At 68.6% G+C, this 16,163-nt stretch carries 9 protein-coding genes; 1 reads left to right on the top strand and 8 read right to left on the bottom strand.

The genetic code is table 11. The annotated features are described in order from the left end of the window. Window positions 1-1,073: 1,073 nt before the first annotated feature. A complete protein-coding gene (locus CG747_RS44690) occupies window positions 1,074-4,199 on the bottom strand; it encodes an ATP-binding protein (protein WP_100607619.1) in 3,126 nt (1,041 codons plus the stop codon). Between the two features lie 1,016 nt (window positions 4,200-5,215). Here CG747_RS44690 and CG747_RS48680 point away from each other — a divergent pair. Continuing rightward, the gene (locus CG747_RS48680) at window positions 5,216-5,365 is read left to right on the top strand and encodes a hypothetical protein (RefSeq protein WP_180986010.1); all 150 of its coding nucleotides are present in this window, start codon (window positions 5,216-5,218) and stop codon (window positions 5,363-5,365) included. Between the two features lie 829 nt (window positions 5,366-6,194). Here CG747_RS48680 and CG747_RS44685 read toward each other — a convergent pair. From CG747_RS44685 to CG747_RS44650, 7 genes are all read right to left on the bottom strand, one after another. Further along, the gene (locus CG747_RS44685; protein ID WP_100607618.1) at window positions 6,195-7,598 is read right to left on the bottom strand and encodes a hypothetical protein; all 1,404 of its coding nucleotides are present in this window, start codon (window positions 7,596-7,598) and stop codon (window positions 6,195-6,197) included. Window positions 7,599-8,048: 450 nt separating this feature from the next. Next, window positions 8,049-9,230 carry an endonuclease domain-containing protein gene (locus CG747_RS44675; protein ID WP_100607616.1) on the bottom strand — a complete coding sequence of 394 codons (1,182 nt, stop codon included), beginning with the start codon at window positions 9,228-9,230 and terminating at the stop codon, window positions 8,049-8,051. A gap of 91 nt (window positions 9,231-9,321) precedes the next feature. Next, window positions 9,322-10,404 (bottom strand): PLP-dependent cysteine synthase family protein, encoded by a 1,083-nt coding sequence (locus CG747_RS44670; protein ID WP_100607615.1) that lies wholly within the window; start codon window positions 10,402-10,404, stop codon window positions 9,322-9,324. Window positions 10,405-10,650: 246 nt separating this feature from the next. Continuing rightward, window positions 10,651-11,139, bottom strand: a complete 489-nt coding sequence (locus tag CG747_RS48675) for an endonuclease domain-containing protein (RefSeq protein ID WP_180986009.1) — start codon at window positions 11,137-11,139, stop codon at window positions 10,651-10,653. Between the two features lie 1,026 nt (window positions 11,140-12,165). Beyond that, window positions 12,166-13,191 carry a hypothetical protein gene (locus CG747_RS44660; RefSeq protein ID WP_100607614.1) on the bottom strand — a complete coding sequence of 342 codons (1,026 nt, stop codon included), beginning with the start codon at window positions 13,189-13,191 and terminating at the stop codon, window positions 12,166-12,168. A 711-nt stretch (window positions 13,192-13,902) separates the two neighbouring features. After that, window positions 13,903-14,325 (bottom strand): hypothetical protein, encoded by a 423-nt coding sequence (locus tag CG747_RS44655; protein ID WP_100607613.1) that lies wholly within the window; start codon window positions 14,323-14,325, stop codon window positions 13,903-13,905. Window positions 14,326-14,373: 48 nt separating this feature from the next. Continuing rightward, window positions 14,374-15,051: a hypothetical protein gene (locus CG747_RS44650; protein ID WP_100607612.1), complete on the bottom strand. Its 678-nt coding sequence runs from the start codon at window positions 15,049-15,051 to the stop codon at window positions 14,374-14,376. Between the last annotated feature and the right edge of the window lie 1,112 nt (window positions 15,052-16,163).

Raw genomic sequence — 16,163 nt, 5'->3', positions numbered from 1 at the left:
AGACCCCCACACCTCGCCACAGTGGGGAATCGGCGGGGAGAAAGCCGCGCGGGCGGTCTGCGGCGGGTGGGTGGTGCCGGGCTGGTGGGTCAGGTCCGGCTGGCGGGTCGTCATGGCTCTTCTCTCTCGGTCGGTGTGCCGTAGTGCTGCGCCCGGTTGGGCACGATGGGGCCACCGTCGCCGCCGGAACCACACCAATCCAGCTCTCGCGAAAATCCGTAAACCAGCACGTCAGAGCAGGTTCTGACAGGGATTCGCGAAGAGTGGACCAGCAGGTTCGGGGGTGCTAACGGCCGGTGGTGGCAGCACCTTCGAGCAGCAAGGGGTTAGCCGCGCAAGTGGCTCCGAGCCGGGGTTTTCACGGCGGTGGGGTGGGGCGTGGGGGACGGTCGTACGAACACGCCCATGAACACCACACACCACCAGCCCCTCGACCACGGCCCCAACACCACGACACCACCACCACGGACGAGCCCCGGGAGCCCCAGCCCCGGGTGCGCGCAGTCGACGCCGACGTCGAGATGACGCCGATGCGCCTCGACGCCGGCCTCGACGACGACCTGGTCCGCTTCCGCGACAGCGGCACCCTCGGCCCGCAGACCAACAGCTGACCGACCACCCGCAGACCGAACGGCCCGGGGCCGGTTTGTTCAACCAGTCCCGGGCCGTCATCCTGGACACCCTCTTGATGGCCAATCGGAAGGAGTGCGGCGGAACCCCAGGTCCCCCCGCACTCACCAAGCCCACACCGCAGCACCCGTCACCCGCCGCGCCCCACCACTCGCGCAGCACAACCTCTTCTTCGACCACCGCGACAGAAGAGATGCCGGCACGACACCCCGGCGAGGGCGGCGCCCAGCCGGTCGTGCGCCTCTTCCAACAGCTCCAGGACTGGCGGATTTCCACGGCGTCGCGGCGCCTGGACCACCCTCCCTCAGCCCCAAGGGCGTGAGCCCCATGCTGCGTTGCCGTGAAGACATCCCGCCGCCTTGGCGATCGCGTGCACCAGGCGCCGCTCCTTCTGCCACGGAGGTCCGTCAGAAGATCCCTATCCGGGAGGCGGGTACGGCAACTCAGCGGTCCGCGGTGTCGGCAAGGGCGTCGGCCAGTCGACGGCGGAACGGATTTAGATGTTCGTCCACGCCGTGGCACACGTCCACCAGAGTGTCCATAACGGTGCGGAGTTCGGCGAGCTGACCGGGGGATGGCAGGGCAGCAAGGAAGGCGGTCAGACAGCGGTCCGCCTCGTCCCAGTGAGGTATCAGGCAGTGAATGAGGAAGAGATTGCCCAGCGTCGGCACGACGGCCGAGGCGCCCTCCGTTGATGCGGCCTCAGGCTCCAGGATCTCCACGGCGCGCGCGAGGGCCCGGTCGCGGGCGGGATCCCGCAAGGCGTGCAATGCCACCGCGCGTTCGTAGTAGGCCCATCCGTCGCCGGGGGCGAGTTCGACGGCGCGTGTGAGATCTGTCAGGGCTGCCTCGTACCGGCCGGTGAGTCGGTGGACGAGCCCTCGGTGAGCGAGGGCGGATTGGTCGTCCGGATTGATCTCCAAGGCGCGGCCGAGGTCGGCCAGCGCAGCCGTGTACTGGTTCTTCAACCGGTGTGCGGTGGCTCGCTGGGTGTAGGCCAACGCATCAGCGGGGTCGATCTCAAGGAGCCGGGTGTAGTCGGCAACGGATGCATCCCAGTGGCCAAGATGGCGGTGGAGTCGGGCGCGACTGCTGAGCGCCCATGTGTATGTGGGATCCCGGTCGAGCGCCGCGTTGTAGTCGGCTCGGGCCTGTGCATAGTGACCGCGGGTCTCGTAGACCCGCCCGCGGGAGACGCGGATCCAGCAGTCGTCTGGAGCAATGGCGAGGGCCCGGTCGAAGTCAGCAAGAGCCGCCTCATGCCGGCCCATGACGTCGTGGGTGTGGCCGCGGTTGGCGAGGGCCCAGGTGTCGTCTGGAGCGATGGCGAGGGCCCGGTTGAAGTCGGCAAGAGCTGCCCCGTGCCGGCCCAGGTCGCGGTAGGTGAGACCACGGTTGGTGAAGCCCCAGGCGTAGTCCGGGTCGATGGCGAGGGCTCGATCGCAGTCAGCGAGGGCTGTCTCGTACCGGCCCATGGCGCTGTGGGTGCGGCTGCGGTGGTGGAGGGTCCAAGTGTCATCTGGAGCGATGGCGAGGGCCCGGTTGAAGTCGGCAAGAGCTGCCCCGTGCCGGCCCAGATCATGGCGTGTCACAGCACGGCTGGTGAGAGCCCAGGTGTCGTCCGGGTCGATGGCGAGGACCCGGTCATAGTCCTCGATTGCCGCCTCGTACTGTCGGAGGAACTGGTGCGCCAGGCCGCGCTGGGCCAGAGCGACCTTGTCCGTGGGGTCGGCCTCGATGGCCCTGGTGAAGTCGGCAAGTGCCCGCTGATACTTGCGGAGCTGGCAGAAAGTCAGTCCGCGCCCGAAGTAGGCGAGGCTCCCGTCCAGCCCCAGTTCAATGGCGCGGTCGTAGTCGATCATCGCCTGCTCGTACCGCTCGGCGTTGCGGTGCTCCCGGCCGCGCAGTGCGTGGGCGAGCGCCCGGCTCTGGGGGCTGAGGGTGGTGTGGGAGAGGAGAAAGGTCAAGGCGGCGATCGCCGGGTCGGGTTCGTCGAGGGCGGCGCGCAGTCGCTGTCCGGCTTCGATGACGGCAGTGGCTTCGGAATCCTCACCCGCGTGTGCGACGGTGTCCGCTAAGCGTCGGAGGGTGGCGAGGTCGTGGTGGTACGCGCTGATGAGTTCGCCCAGCGCGTCGGGCAGGGCGGCGTGGGGGTCGGCGCACAGGCGGTGGTAGGTCTCGTGGAGGCGGGAGGTGCGCCAGCGTTCGTCGTCCCAGTGCGCCTCGTCGGAGCCGGTGCGGCCCTCAATTTCCCGACGCTGCTGCTGGAAGGCATTGGCCAGGCGGGTGTGCTGCTCTCGCCAGCGTTCGGGTGACTGGTGGCGTTGCAGGCGCAGCATGGCGTTGCGTACCACGTCGTGGTAGAGGTAGCGGCCGGCGTGGTCGCGCACGAAGGGCAGGGAGCGCAGCCATGTGAACAGTTCCCCCGCCGCTTCCTCGTCATCGATGGCGGCTTGGCAGATGTCCTGGTCCAGTGTCACCGGGAGGGCGCAGGAGAGGGCGGCGGCGCGGCGTGCGGGGTCGGTCTCCCACTTCAGGAAGCGTTCGACGGCGGTACCGCTGGGATCGCCGACCTCGGCCGGGTTTGTGGGGCGGGCCTCGGCAAGCATGGAGACCAGGACGGGCAGTCCTCCGGACAGTTTCAGGATCACATCAACGACGCGTGCGTCGGTGACGTCCTTGGTGGCCAGCAAATGGCGGGCCTCGTCGTCGGTGAAGACCTCCAAGGGGAGGTCGGTGACGAGGTCTAGCGAGTCGGCCCAACACTGCATATCCAGCCGGGACTGGCCGGCCAGCAGCACCATCACGTTCGCGGGCAGCTCGCCGTACCGGTCGCTGACCAGTATGTCCCGTAGCCAGGTGTCCAGCAGGGGGCCGGTGCGCTCGTAGGTGTCGAAGAGCAGCACCACCCATGGCCGGCTCTGTGCCGCGTCGGCGAGGGCTCGGAGGAGGACGGGGGTGAGGACCTGGAGCGGGGAGAGGACGAGCCGGACGTCCGCGGGGCTGCGCAGGCGGGCGCTGAGCATCGTCTTGAGGCGGTCCGCGCCGGCTGCCACATGGCTGGCGCTGACCGCGCCGGTGAACGCGCCCACGCCCGGTATCAGCCCAAGGCCCGCCAGGCCCAGCTGTGAGACGACCATGCTCGACGGTGAGGGCGGCGCGGCCGAGTCAGGGGAGCCGGCCGTCGTCTCGGCCTCGGCCAGGCTGGAGGCGGCTTCGTGACGCCGCTGTCGGTAGGTCGCCAGCGCCTTGTCGAGGTCCTTCGACGGCGCGCCCTGCGCGGCGAGCTGGGCGCTGACGGACTCCATCACCTCGATGGGGTCTGCGGCAGATTCGTCGGCGTAGGCGGTGATCGCACCTGCCTCACGCGCGGCGTTCTCTAACTGCCGTGCCAACGTGGATTTCCCCACGCCGCCGGGGCCGTGGATGTGGAAGAGGAACTGCGTCGCCTCCTCAGGCGTTTGCCGCAGCGCCTGCTCGAACGCAGCTTGTTCACTGCGTCGTCCAACGAACCCGCTGCGGCGTCGGCGCCTGATCAGTTCCTGCCTTGAAGGACCCCGCCCCGCCACCTACGACCTCCCTGCTCTCCAGTCGGCACCCGCCACCACCATGCTGTCACCGCGGTGGCAACGACGTGCCGGAAGCTGGAATAACTGGCAGTTTGTGAGGCACGCTCGGCGCTGAGTAAGGCGGCCGCCTCCTCCAACACGTAGCCACCGCGCGGCGACCTCACGGCGCTCGCCGGGTCCAGCGCGGCGGACTGTTGCACCGCCGACAGCTGCACGCCGTGAGCACCAGGCGGGCCGGCCTGCTCCGAGAGCTCGTGGGCCCCCGCCCGCGCAAGCCGTGCCGTGATGTGCGCGGGCAATGAGGAAGGCGCTGCATGCGGCAATGGCAAGCATGCCGTGCTGCTCGCAGGTATCTGGCTCTGCGCGCAGCTCTCGTGCGTGCTGGGTTCCGTCCCGTTCCGTTCGAGGATCTGGACAGGAGCCGGGCCCGCAGCGTGACGGCGCGGGCCCGGCCGTATCTCTGGGGACAAGACGCACCAACCCAAACGACCCCCAGCAGCAGAAGTTCCGGCACCCCCGCCCGAAACACGAGCCGCAGCCGCGTCGCAGCCGACCGAGTCGGCTGGAGCGGGACGAAGGACACCGAGCAGCGGCCGCTGACCAACAGCCGGACCACCGGCGCGGCCACCGGACGAGGGCAGGCCGGACCGCGGGGCCAGAGACGCAGGACCGCGCCCGCCGACCGACGCAGCGCCGGCCGACCAGCACGATGCGCCGGCGGGCGAGCGCGGCGGGAGCCACGGTCCGGGGGCGGAGCTGCGAGATCGCAGCGGCGAACGGATACCGGCCTCGACCACCAGGTCGACCGCGGGCGGGACCCCGCCCCCTTCCCGGAAACCACCGCCTCTGGCACGACGGGCCCACCACACTGGGAGGGTGACTTACTGGCTACACCGTCGCTTCCTCCAACTGTGGACCCATCTCCTCCCGACGGGTGGTGAACCCATGCGGGCGGCACTCCGCAGTACCTGAGCGCTCAGGCGAGCGGGGAAACATACGGACGGAAGGGATGCGGCGTGGCAGACGTCCCCGTGCATTCCCAGCCTCGCGTGCGCGCGGCCGACGCCAACGTCGACCTGACCCCGATGCGCCTCGCCACCGGCCTGGACGACGACCTGGTCCGCTTCCGCGACAGCGGCACCCTCAGCCCGCAGGCCGACAAATAAGCCCCTGCGCGCCGAGTGGCGCGCAGGGGCAGGGGGTGTGCTCGTTAGCCATGGATCTGGGCGTAGTTGGGGTTGCGCAGCTGGGGCTGCACCGGTGTACGCGAAGGCGCCTTCCGGCCGGGGTTTGTGTCACCGGCCCCACGACGTTCATGCTGCCCCCTCCTGATGGCCAATCGGGTGGGGCGCGGCGGAAGGGATCCCGCCGCGCCCTTCAACATCCGCAACCCGCGCCGCGAGCGCAGCACCGGCTGGTGTGCCGGCTGATTCGGGCGGACCCGCCCGAATCAGCCGACGCACCAGCTAGGCCGGACCACGAGCCCGCCGACGGAGACAACAGGGGGACGAGCGCGAGGCCCAACCGACGGTCGCGGGCGAGGCCTCGACCTCTTCTCGGAGACCACCGCCTCTGGCACGACGGGCTCGACACACTGGGAGGGTGGTTTCCTGGCTACACCGTCGCTTCCTCCAACTGTGGAGCTATCTCCATCGCACCTTTGACAGCGCCGACTCCCCCACGAAGTGGACCAGTCGCGCCATCTGGGCGCTGTTGACCGGGGCGGCCTGCACGGTACTGGGCCACGCAACTACCTGGGCCGCCGAAGCCGCAGGCGCGTCCTCGACCCTGACTTCATTGCTTGGCGTCCTGGTGCTGATCACTACGTTCGTCGTCGCCCTGACCGCGGTCAGCACCGGACCGGGCCAACCCGTCGGCCGGCACTCATCGCGCTCGCCGCCACGCCCTGCCTCTTCCTGCTGGTGATGCAGCCCTGGCGATAGCCACGAGCGCACCCGACGGCGGAAGAGGCTGGCGCCGCCGGCCTCAGCCCGGTCACCCACGTTCATGTCCGGCAGGCCCCGGCTCTTTCGCGGAGGGGGGCAGTGCCAGATCCAGCAGAGCGTCGACTGTGTCGCCGTCCAACTCACTGTCGAGGTGAAGGGACCGTCGAAGGAGGTCGCCGACGTTCCTGGGCTCCAGCCCCAGACGCAAGCGGGCGATCAGACAGATCTCGCCGAAGAGCGCCGGTGCCCGGCCCGGCTTGCGCAGGATGTACCAGTCCAGGAGCTTGACGACATCGGTCCTGATGTCCCCGAGGGAGACGCCTGCTCTGTTTGACTTCCCGGCCCGGTCGACGTCTTCGGCGAGGCCTCCGACAACCGCCTCGACCAGCGTGGTGCGCAGGGCCGCGACGGGGACGAGGCCGTTGGGGTCGTTGCTGAGAGCGACCGCGGGCCACCAGGCGAGATCCGCAGCGGACTCCTCATGTTTCGTCTGACCATGCCTGAGACCACGCTTTCGCTTGCGGCTGTCCGCGTCTTCGAGGCTGTCGCAGATGATCTTTGTCAGGCGGTTGTGGTCGGCGACGAGGCCGAGTGGCTGTTCAGTATCGAACGCTGTCGTGCCGGATAGGAGCGCCTGCGGCCCGTGGATGCTGTGGTGTTGCTCGGCCCAGTCGCGGGCGACGGGCTGGGACCAGCGCGGGCCCTCGGCGGTTTCGGTCTGCGGAACGGGCAGGTCGCGGCGCCCGTATTTCGGGTCGGGTAGGTCGTCAAGTGCGAGTCCCGCGATCTGTGCCAGCCCCGTCCGGTCGACGAGGTGGGGCGGTTCGAGTTCCGGTGCCCGCAGGTCGATGACGCATCGGTCGAGCGGCAGGGCGCCGGGCTGACGGGAGGCGGCCCACAGGGCGAGATGGTCGCGCCAGTGGGGCAGTGGTTCCTTCGGCGCGGTGAAGTCCGCGATCTTCATGATTCGTGCGTTGCCTGGTTCTCCCGGGCGGGCCAGGAGGTCGGCGGCCGTGACCGTGATGGCGTCCTCTACCGGGCGGGCCTCGTAGCCCTCATAGGCGCGGTCCACAACCTGACTCGGCCGGTGCCATGCGGCTCCGTCCCACCAGTAGCCGCCGTGCCGGTAGAGGAAGCCGTTGCGCCCGAACATCCAATCGTGGTGCAGGGAACTCATGTCCTGGTCGCGGATCAGCAACACGGTGCGGCCGTAAGTGGGGTGCTGATGGACAGCCCACGCGTAGGCGCGGTTCTTCGTTTCCGTCGTGAAGGCCACCCATCCGCCATCACGTAAGGAATCTGTGCGCCCCCACAGCCCTACCCCCTGATTGCGGCCGGTCCGCTCGATCGCATCGGGATTGTCCAACGGCAACCGCTCGTCGTTGATGAACGGCAACCCCGGAACCGGATGATCGGTACGCAGCCCATTGGCAATCGGACGAATCCAACTCATAGCGCCCCCTCTGTGCGGTCTCGCAGCGCCCCGAACACCTCAGCCCGGACACGCTCCCCCCATCCCTGCAACACGGCAGACACCACCAAACCCAAATGACCGGAACGGCTATCACCGCGTATGAACAGGGCCCACCTCGTACTCCGCCCCACCGCCCGGCGAGCACGCTCACCGGCTACACCAGCCGAAGCGATGGGCCAGTTGGAAGCCGGGCCGGCGCCATGCAGGCCCGGCCGGAGACCGGCAACCGGAGCACGACTACGTCCTCCTGGTCGACGAAGAAGCCAAGGCGCGAAACCCGCCGGAGGTCCGAGGAGGGGCCCTCCAGCGCCGGGACGTACGTTGCCCGGGCGAACGGAAGATGACGGCACCCAGCGAAGGCCGGCCCGGGCCCGGTGATGACCCGGGGGACGCCCCCGCGGGCCACCTGCGGCGCGGCCCGGCAGGCACTCATGTCCACCTGGAGGCAAGTGCCGTGGCGATGAAGGCGCGGAGAAGGTCGGCGGCCTCGCTGGTGGTGACGTCCCGCGTCCAACGGTTCTGGTGGCAGTGCAGCACGAACCGGCGGATGCCGTGTGCGTGGTCCAATTCCTCGGCGTGGGGGCGGTTGCAGCAGCGGCCGTGTCGCTCGGTCTGCTCCAGGTGCGCGCGGATCACCTCGGTGTGGAAGCGGGAGGGGAGGGTCTGTCGGGCCTGGCAGCCGCTGCACTCCAGCAGGTGCAGCACGCTGCCGGTCCGTTCAAGGAAGCGCACGCCCTTGCCCTCGAAGGTGTTGCAGCTGGCGCACAGCGGGCCTCGGACGTAGCCGTGGTCGTGGCAGTGGTCCCAGGTGAACGCACGGCTCTGGCCGCAGAGCCGGCACAGGTAATCGTCGGCACGCATGGTTCGCCGCAGCGAGTCGTACAGCACGCCGTGAAGATGACCTTCGTAGCTCTGGTAGGTCGCCCCTGAACACGGCGGGCATAACGTGACGTAGCCGTTGGTGGTCGGTGTCCGCCAAGCCCAGCGCGGGCCTTGGGTACTGCAGCCGGAGCAGATACGGGCCCGGTTGGCGAGGTCGTCGTCCAGGGGCTCCCAGCGGTCCAGCAGTTCCACATAGGCGCGGGGCAGCAACCAGTGTTCCCCGGACCAGGACAGCAGTCCGCGCGGCTTGGTGCCCGCGATGTGGTGCATGTGCAGCATGTCGTTGCGGGCCTGGACGAACTCGTCCATCGTCAGTGTGCCCGGCAGGCCGTTCTTCCCGATCTTCCGGTAGTCCTCGCCGTAGCGGCGTTCTCGCAAGGACTTGTGGAAGGCGGCGTCGTACATCCAGGACCTCAGCTGGCGACGCCAGTCGGAACGCTCCCATGCCTGCGGATCGTGGTCACGGTACTCGGGCAGGTGTGCCTCGACGAGGTCGTCGAAGTCGACGGGAAGTTCAGCAAGGGCGTGGCCGGCGCGGCGTACCTCGCGGTCGTCGTACGTCCAGCGCGCCTTGTGCTTGTAGCCGCGCAGTGCCACGTCGCCGATGACGATGTGGCTGTGGTGGCGCAGCAGCTGGGTACGGAACAGCACTTCCGGGGCAAGGGGGAGGGCGCAGTTCTGCGTGAGGTCCTTGACGATGGCGCACGCTGACTTCGGGCTGAGGAGCATGGCCGGATGATGACAGCGGGCTCTGACATCGGCCCGATCAAGTCAGGGTAGAGGCCTGAGGGGCATCCTCGCCCGGCCGTCACGCGGGCCGCTATCCGGCCGGCCATTCCCCGGTGCGGGCGAACCGCTTGATCTCGTCCTCGTAGGGTGTGGGGTCGAGGCCTCGCGCACGCACCCACGCCGTGTCAAGGTGGGTATTCCGGTACGGATCAGCAGTGTCGCCGATGATGGTGACGATGCTGCCCTGCGTCCCCGCCTCGCGCATCCGTGCCACGAGGTGGCACGTCCCCCAGAAGTTGGTGCCGGTCGCCGGTCCGGCTTCGATCCCTGCGGTAGCGTGAAGCCACCGCAGGGCTGCAATGGACGCCGCGTCCGGTACCGGGATCATCAGATCGATCAACGCCGGCAGGAAGCCGGGTTCGATGCGTGGGCGACCGATGCCAGGTATCCGCGAGGGCATCCCCGTGGTGTAGTCGCCGCAGCCGCTCGCCCACGCGGGGAAGTAGGCGGAGTTCTCCGGGTCCACCACGGCAAGCCGAGTCGAATGACCGTGTCGCCGCAAGTGGCGCCCGACCGCTGCCGAGGTCGCCCCCGTTCCGGCACCGGTGACGATCCACTTCGGGATGGGGTGTGGCTCCCTGCTCAGTTGAACGAAGATCTCGTCGGCGATCGTCGGCTCACCCCATCCGGCCACCGCCCGCTCCGCGTCGCTGAAGTGGTCCAGGAAGTGGCCACCGAGCCGCTCGGCCAACGCCTTCGCCTCCCCTTGCACCGCGGCCGGCGGCTGCTCACCCACCTGCCACCGGCCGCCCTCCCCCTCGATCCTGGCCAGGACGTCCACCGAGGTCTTCGCCGGCACGACGGCGGTGAACGCCAGACCCAGCAGCCTCGCGAAGTGAGCTCCGGCGACGGCGACCGCTCCGCTCGTAGCCGCGACTACCGGCGTATCCGCCCTGATAGCGCCGCTAGCTATCGCCTCACAGAACATGGCCCGCACCAGGCGATACTTCACACTGCCGGTGGGATGCGCGGACTCGTCCTTGACGTAGATCTCGACGTCCCGGATCGCGGGTAGCCGAAGCCGACGCAGGGGCGTCGGTGTCAGCCCCAGGCCGTCTGACTGCACCCGTCGAATCGCTTCGACAGCCCACGAGTTGGGATGTTCCATGGCCATGACCGGACCCTACTGGAGGCTCGGCACCAGTCAGGTCGCCATGTCAGCTCTCATCATGGCGACACGAACCTGCCGCTGCGCCGGCTACCGCGCTTCAGCTCAGCTGGGCCGCCGGCGGCCCGAGGGAACCACGCCGGCGGCCCAGCGAGCGGCAGCGACAAGCCCCCTGGGCGACCACGAGCCGGGCGCCGCCGCCGGACGCCGTAGTAGAGACAAGCGGCAGGTTCGGCGGCTTGAGAGAACGGGTTATTCCGTCTGACGCCGTAAGGCGCTCATCGCGACGCGGGCGAGGTATTCGGCGGCCGCGCGAGGTTCGCGGGGGCGTTCACCGTATGTTGCGACGATCCACGGCAGTGGCTGAGCGCCTTCTCTGCGCGGGTCGCCGTAGGGGATGGCCCACCGGAGCAGCACGGCCGGAGGTCGGTAGCGGTAGGCGGAGTACAGGCTGAGCGGGTTCTTCCCTTCCTGGCCGTTGCAGCCGCTGCACAGCCATCCGCGCAGCAGTCCCGTTGCGTGACAGTGGTCATCTACGAGACGTGCGCCCGCTCTTCCGCAGACGGCGCAGCGTCCTGCATGCCAGTCGCGGGCCTGGCGGTAGTCCGCGACCGCGATGACGGGCCAGCCCCAGCATGCGGGGAGGTCGGGGCCGTGACGGTGTTGCTGTGCTCGCGCTGCTCGCCGGCGCCGCTCGGCATCGGTGGAGTGACGCTCACAGCGCGCCGCGGTCGCTTCCACCGCGGGCCGCAGGCACCAGCGTCCCGCTCTAAGCCACTGCTCACACCGGCCGGGCTGGTCGGCCCAAGGGCCCTGTGGTCGGAGGGATTCTGCGGCCTTCAGGCGGGTGCGCTCCTCGTCGCTCAGGTGGGTGCGGCAGGAGCGGATCCCCAGCGGGTAGGGGGTGATGTCGGTCGTCCTGAGGCGGGCGACGGGCCGCCCGCACGGGGCCCCGCCCTTGGTCGAATGACCGCACCTTCCCGGGCGCCGGCCAGCGAAGGGACGTGCTGGCCACTCAGGTTCTTCAGCAGGGCTGAGCCGAACGCCCTCAGCGGCCAACCCGACCGGCTCGTCGAGGTCGCCGTACCGTCCGACGAAGGCTCTGCAGCTCTCAAGCAGGATTGCCACGGCTTCTCGGCTGGTTGGCCACCTGGCTACGGCATCGGCCGCGTCGCGGACCGAAGTAGCCAGGTCGGCCACGTCGCGATAGTTGCCCGTCCTCACCACGTCCTCTCATGCGCCCGCGGGGGAAAGGTCAGCGGATGCGATGCTCCACCAGATATCGAGGCAGGTGAATGGGTCGCGGAGGCGGACCTCGTCCAGGTGGACGTCGACGGCCTGGCCACCGCGGATCCGCTGCGCTGGTGGTGCAGCGAACGGGTCCCGCGGCTGCGCGGGGTTAGCTGCCGACGACGCGTTGGTGTCCGCTGCTGCGTCCTCGTGCGGTTTCGATGCCGGCGATCTGGACCTTGGCGCGGAGGTCTTGGATCGCGGGAGGGCAGCGTACCGATCGCTCCGAGGCCCAAGCCAGGGTGTAGGCCGCGGCGATCGCGTGGCTGCCGGGGCCGCCGTACACGGCCTGTTCGAGCCCAGCTCGCGGGGCAGAGGCTCGGTCCCAGCGGTCGGCGAACGACGAGTCGGCGCGGATGGGGCCTGCACGGGCGCCGCAGGCCGAGGCGCAAAGCTCCCGGCCAGGCCATGCCGGTCCGCGGAGGAACAGCGGGGCCGGGCTGGGGATCTGCTCGGCCCCGCTGCTGGGGATGCGTTCTAGGCGGCTGAACGCTGATGGCGGGCCGGTAGGGCCTGCGCGAGCCATTGGGAGTCAGCGCCTGCCGCCACGAGTCGCTCGTATTCACGCTCGGTGTCCCAGCCGACGCGGACGCGGCGGAAGTGGATCCTGATCCCGTCGCGACGGCCTCCTCCCTCATCGAGGGTGTACCAGCAATTGCGTTCTGCTCCCTGGTCGCAGTCGCACGGCTTGCACGCGCAGTGCTCGCGAGTGGCCCGGAGTTGCATTCCCCATGCGGGGTGGGTCAGGTGTGCGAGGAGCTCCTCGTGGTCCATCGGGACGTCGGGTTCGTAGCGCAGCTCGAACTTCCAGCCCAGTCCATGCGGCCAGTAGTTGAGGGAGTACGGCTTGGTCACCGTGTGGAAGAGAGCGATGCGGCGGAGGAGGCCGCTGGCGACCCACGCGCGGTCTGCTTGCTTCTCCCACCAGGTGGAGTCTGCGGCCAGATAGGCACTTTCGAATGGGGTCAACGCGGGCGCGTCCCACAAGGGGACGAGGTCGGCGTCGTGGCAGAAGGCCCGGTGTTCGGTGACCATGGTCCGCCACTGCTCGGGATCCGGTCCGGTGATGGTGACACGAGCATCGGTTCCTGCCAGTCCGAGGTGGAGGCCCGCCGCGTCGATCCCGAGGAGCCTGACCGCGGCGAAACCTCCCGGCTCCCGTTCTTCGTCTCCGCCACGCCCGATGTACTCGGTCGGCAGCAGAGTCTGAAGGCAGTGCTTCGGCAGCGAGTGCTCGGGGCCGAGCTTCGAGTCGACCTCCACGACCAGGTGGTCGACGCTGGGTCGAACGCGCGCGATGCCGGCGGGGTGCGCACAGTAATCGCTCGTGCCGCCCAGCCGCGCGAACACGACGGCCTCCAGGCGGGCCTGGTCCCGGTTGGCGGCTGGTACCGGGTCTTGTGCGGGGAGGGCTTTGAGGTGCTGGAGGCCAGCCTGGTGCCCGATGCCCGTGCACCGCGAGCGGTAGCGAGCCTTCTGCGTGAGAAGTTCTCCGTGACTCATCGACGTTCCTGTCCTGCGAACCGTCCGGCCCCCAGTCCGCACAGGAAGGTGCGAACGCGTAGCGGTATGCAACATACGGTCGGGGCCGAGCTCCTTCACACTCGCCGTAGACGCCGGGGGTCTGGCCGGACAGCGCCTTGCGAATGCTGGCCCACCTTCAGGGGCCGCTCGGCAGCGTGCCGGCAGAACGGCCCACTAGTACAGCTGAAAGTCCGCTGCGGCGACTCATTCATTCGTCTGGGTGCGGCGGCAAGCGCGCCTCGGTGGGCCGACCTGAGGCGCCACGGTCCACCCATTCGGTTCCTCCGGTCGCCCGAGCTTCCAGCGTCGCTGCGCGGGCAGGGACGCCATGGCTGTTGGTCTGCGACGAGCGGCAGCTGCATCGCTACGGGCCTTCGCTCCGGCTGTCGTGGTCCGGGCCGCACGTCGAGGCTGCGGGTGGTCGCGCAGGACCAACGGCGCAGCTGACCGTGGCGATATGCGGCCGAGCGTGCGACAGACGGCCAGACGAGTGTCCGATCTTGCACCCGGTCCGTCCGAGGCCACGCGATGCGCCTGGCCCGCCGCCGGGGAGTGCCCGAGGGCGCTTCCGGGTGCTGATCTTGTGGTGCGTGGGTATAGTGCGCGGAGAACCTCTAACTCAGGCGCAGGGGCCCCATCTCGGTGGGGCCCCTGTTTTTTGCCCAGCAGTTCCCGGGCCCGCAGACGAGGTCAGGCGACCTGGAGGTTGGGGCGGCCGTCGCTCTCGGTGGGTGGGACGGCGGCGTAGGAGGGCAGCCTGAGGTTAGGCAGGTCGCCGGCCTTGATGGTGGCTAGGGCCTTGCGGAAGGCGGTCTCCATGTCCTGGTGGCTGGCGTACTTCGCGGCGAGCGGGTGGAGGCTGTAGGAGTTGCCCTTGCTGCCGTCTTCGTTTTGGGGGCGGAGCACGATCTTCAGGTCGATCAGGGGGGCGATGAGGTTGCTGATGGATTGGGGGGTGACGTTGTACTCCCGTGCCATGTCTTTTTGTCGGATCGGCAGGTAGCCGCCGTGGTCCGAGCGGAAGATGAGGTACTGGAGGAACTTCACCGAAGCTCCCGAGATCGGTAGGGCCCAGATGCGTTCGGAGACGATCGGGGAGAGGACCTCAGCCATGAGTTCGCCTTCCTCTCGTGGTGCGGCGGGTGGGTCGGTGGAGGTGTATCACCCGGTGCGCCTTTCGCCTGTGTAGCGGGTGGGGCTGAAGTCCAGGTCGAAGGCTTCTTGGTGGGCTTCGGGGCCGATGTTGTAGGGAAAGGCGTCGGGGTCGCGGTCGTGGTTCACGGCGATCTGTTCGAGGACCGCGTGTTGCGCGTTGCTGTTGCCGTTGAACCAGAGGCGGACGTTGAGCTGGATGCGTCCGTTGCCGAGTTGTTCTACCCACTTGTAGCCGATGAGGGCCCGTACGGCGCGGTTGACGGTGGAGCGGGTGATGCGCTTGCCGCCCTTGTCCGCGGCGAGTTTGTTCAGGCCGTCGGTGATCTCTTGCTGGGTGTACTGGGTGGTGCCGGTTCCGCGTTCCTGGCCGCCGGCGACGTACAGGAAGACGCAGAGCTGCGACTTGGTGATGGAGTTGGCGACGGCGAGTTGGGCGAGGAGCTGAGTGAACCAGTTCGACGCGAGGCTGTATCCGGCGTCGCCTGCCATGTCGTGTACGGCGCTTTGGTCTGCTTCGTACTCGAAAGTGACGTTTTTCAGCTTGCGGCGCTTGCGGGCGTCGCTGCCGTCGCTGGTTTGACCGAGTTGTTCGCCCAGGACCTTCAGGAGGTCGTCGAAGCCGGCATCGGGGCCGGCGGCATCGACGGCGCGGGGCCGACGGGGGGCGGGTGGATCAGATGTCACAGAACCTCCTTGTTACTCAGGCACTGCAGACCCTAACTCAAAAATCAACCAGAGCTTGCGTTTTGCTGCAGCGGCGCGCCCAACACCCACCTCGCGAGCGCGAGCGAGCGACCCTCGCCCGAGAACTCAAGCAGGACTGGATTTCCCAAGCCTCCATGCGCGACTAATCAGGCTCTACTTGTTTCCCTGTGTCGCCATTGCGGCACATTCGCCGCTGGGTGCACCCGCCGAAGAGGCGGCCTTCGCTTCCTCAACTCGTTCCATGACCTGCTGCGTTGACTCCGCCCCGCACCTGCTCGATAAATCAGCTGCACGTTGATTTATCGAGGTAAACGTGTCCGCCAGGTTGACATTCGGACTCCTCAAATGTGCCCTGCAGGACAACATCATCTTGATGAAAGTGCAGGTCAGGGGCCATTTACTGGCCCACGCCTCTTTCTAAAGAACCTCAGCTGTGGATCCCTGGATGCCTCACCAGAACGCCGGCACTAACTCGACGGACTCCGCAGCTCGTCCCACTTCCGAGGCCGTGACTGGACACGCCCAACGACCGAGCGCCAACTCGGAGCCGTCCCACGAGTTCGGAGTCGAGGTGCCTCAACGCTCATGGCCCGACCTCTCCAGCCACAGAAAGTCAGCCCCCACCACCAGCAGCTCGGCATTCTGCGTGCGGAGGTACGGAAGCCGTCCGGCCGGCCGAAACCCCAGCCAGACATCAGCCACCCGTCCGGCCAGGCGACCCCCCACTGACCGCCACCGTGTTCCCTCCGGCTCGTCTCCTGCAAGAGCGCTGGAACGCAGGCCCTGAGCAAGCACCCTGGCGGACACGTTCCTCAGTCATTTGCCACCTTCGCCCGTCACAACACGGTGCCGTGCAGAGCGCGGCGGTCGCCGGACAGGGCGTAGCGGCAGGTAGCGAGGCCGTGTTCGAGCCTGGGCTCTACCACCGGCTGGCCGTGCTCCGCGAACTCGACGTCCCTGGCCCGTGAGCCGCCACCACACCCGCACACCCTGTGCAGGGCTGAGGCGTTCAGCCCTGCACAGGCCCGTCATACTGAGTGTCCTCCTAATGGCCAATCGGAGGGAGTGCGGCGAGACCATGTCCCGCCGCA

The organism is Streptomyces sp. CB02959 (genome assembly GCF_002803155.1).
Lineage (GTDB): Bacteria > Actinomycetota > Actinomycetes > Streptomycetales > Streptomycetaceae > Streptomyces.
This window is presented reverse-complemented; position numbering and strand designations above follow the sequence as displayed.

Coding starts and splice junctions, on each gene's coding strand:
- CG747_RS44685 (WP_100607618.1), bottom strand. CDS start 7,598: ATGAGTTGGATTCGTCCGATTGCCAATGGGCTGCGTACCGATCATCCG.
- CG747_RS44675 (WP_100607616.1), bottom strand. CDS start 9,230: ATGCTCCTCAGCCCGAAGTCAGCGTGCGCCATCGTCAAGGACCTCACG.
- CG747_RS44660 (WP_100607614.1), bottom strand. CDS start 13,191: ATGAGTCACGGAGAACTTCTCACGCAGAAGGCTCGCTACCGCTCGCGG.
- CG747_RS44655 (WP_100607613.1), bottom strand. CDS start 14,325: ATGGCTGAGGTCCTCTCCCCGATCGTCTCCGAACGCATCTGGGCCCTA.
- CG747_RS44670 (WP_100607615.1), bottom strand. CDS start 10,404: ATGGCCATGGAACATCCCAACTCGTGGGCTGTCGAAGCGATTCGACGG.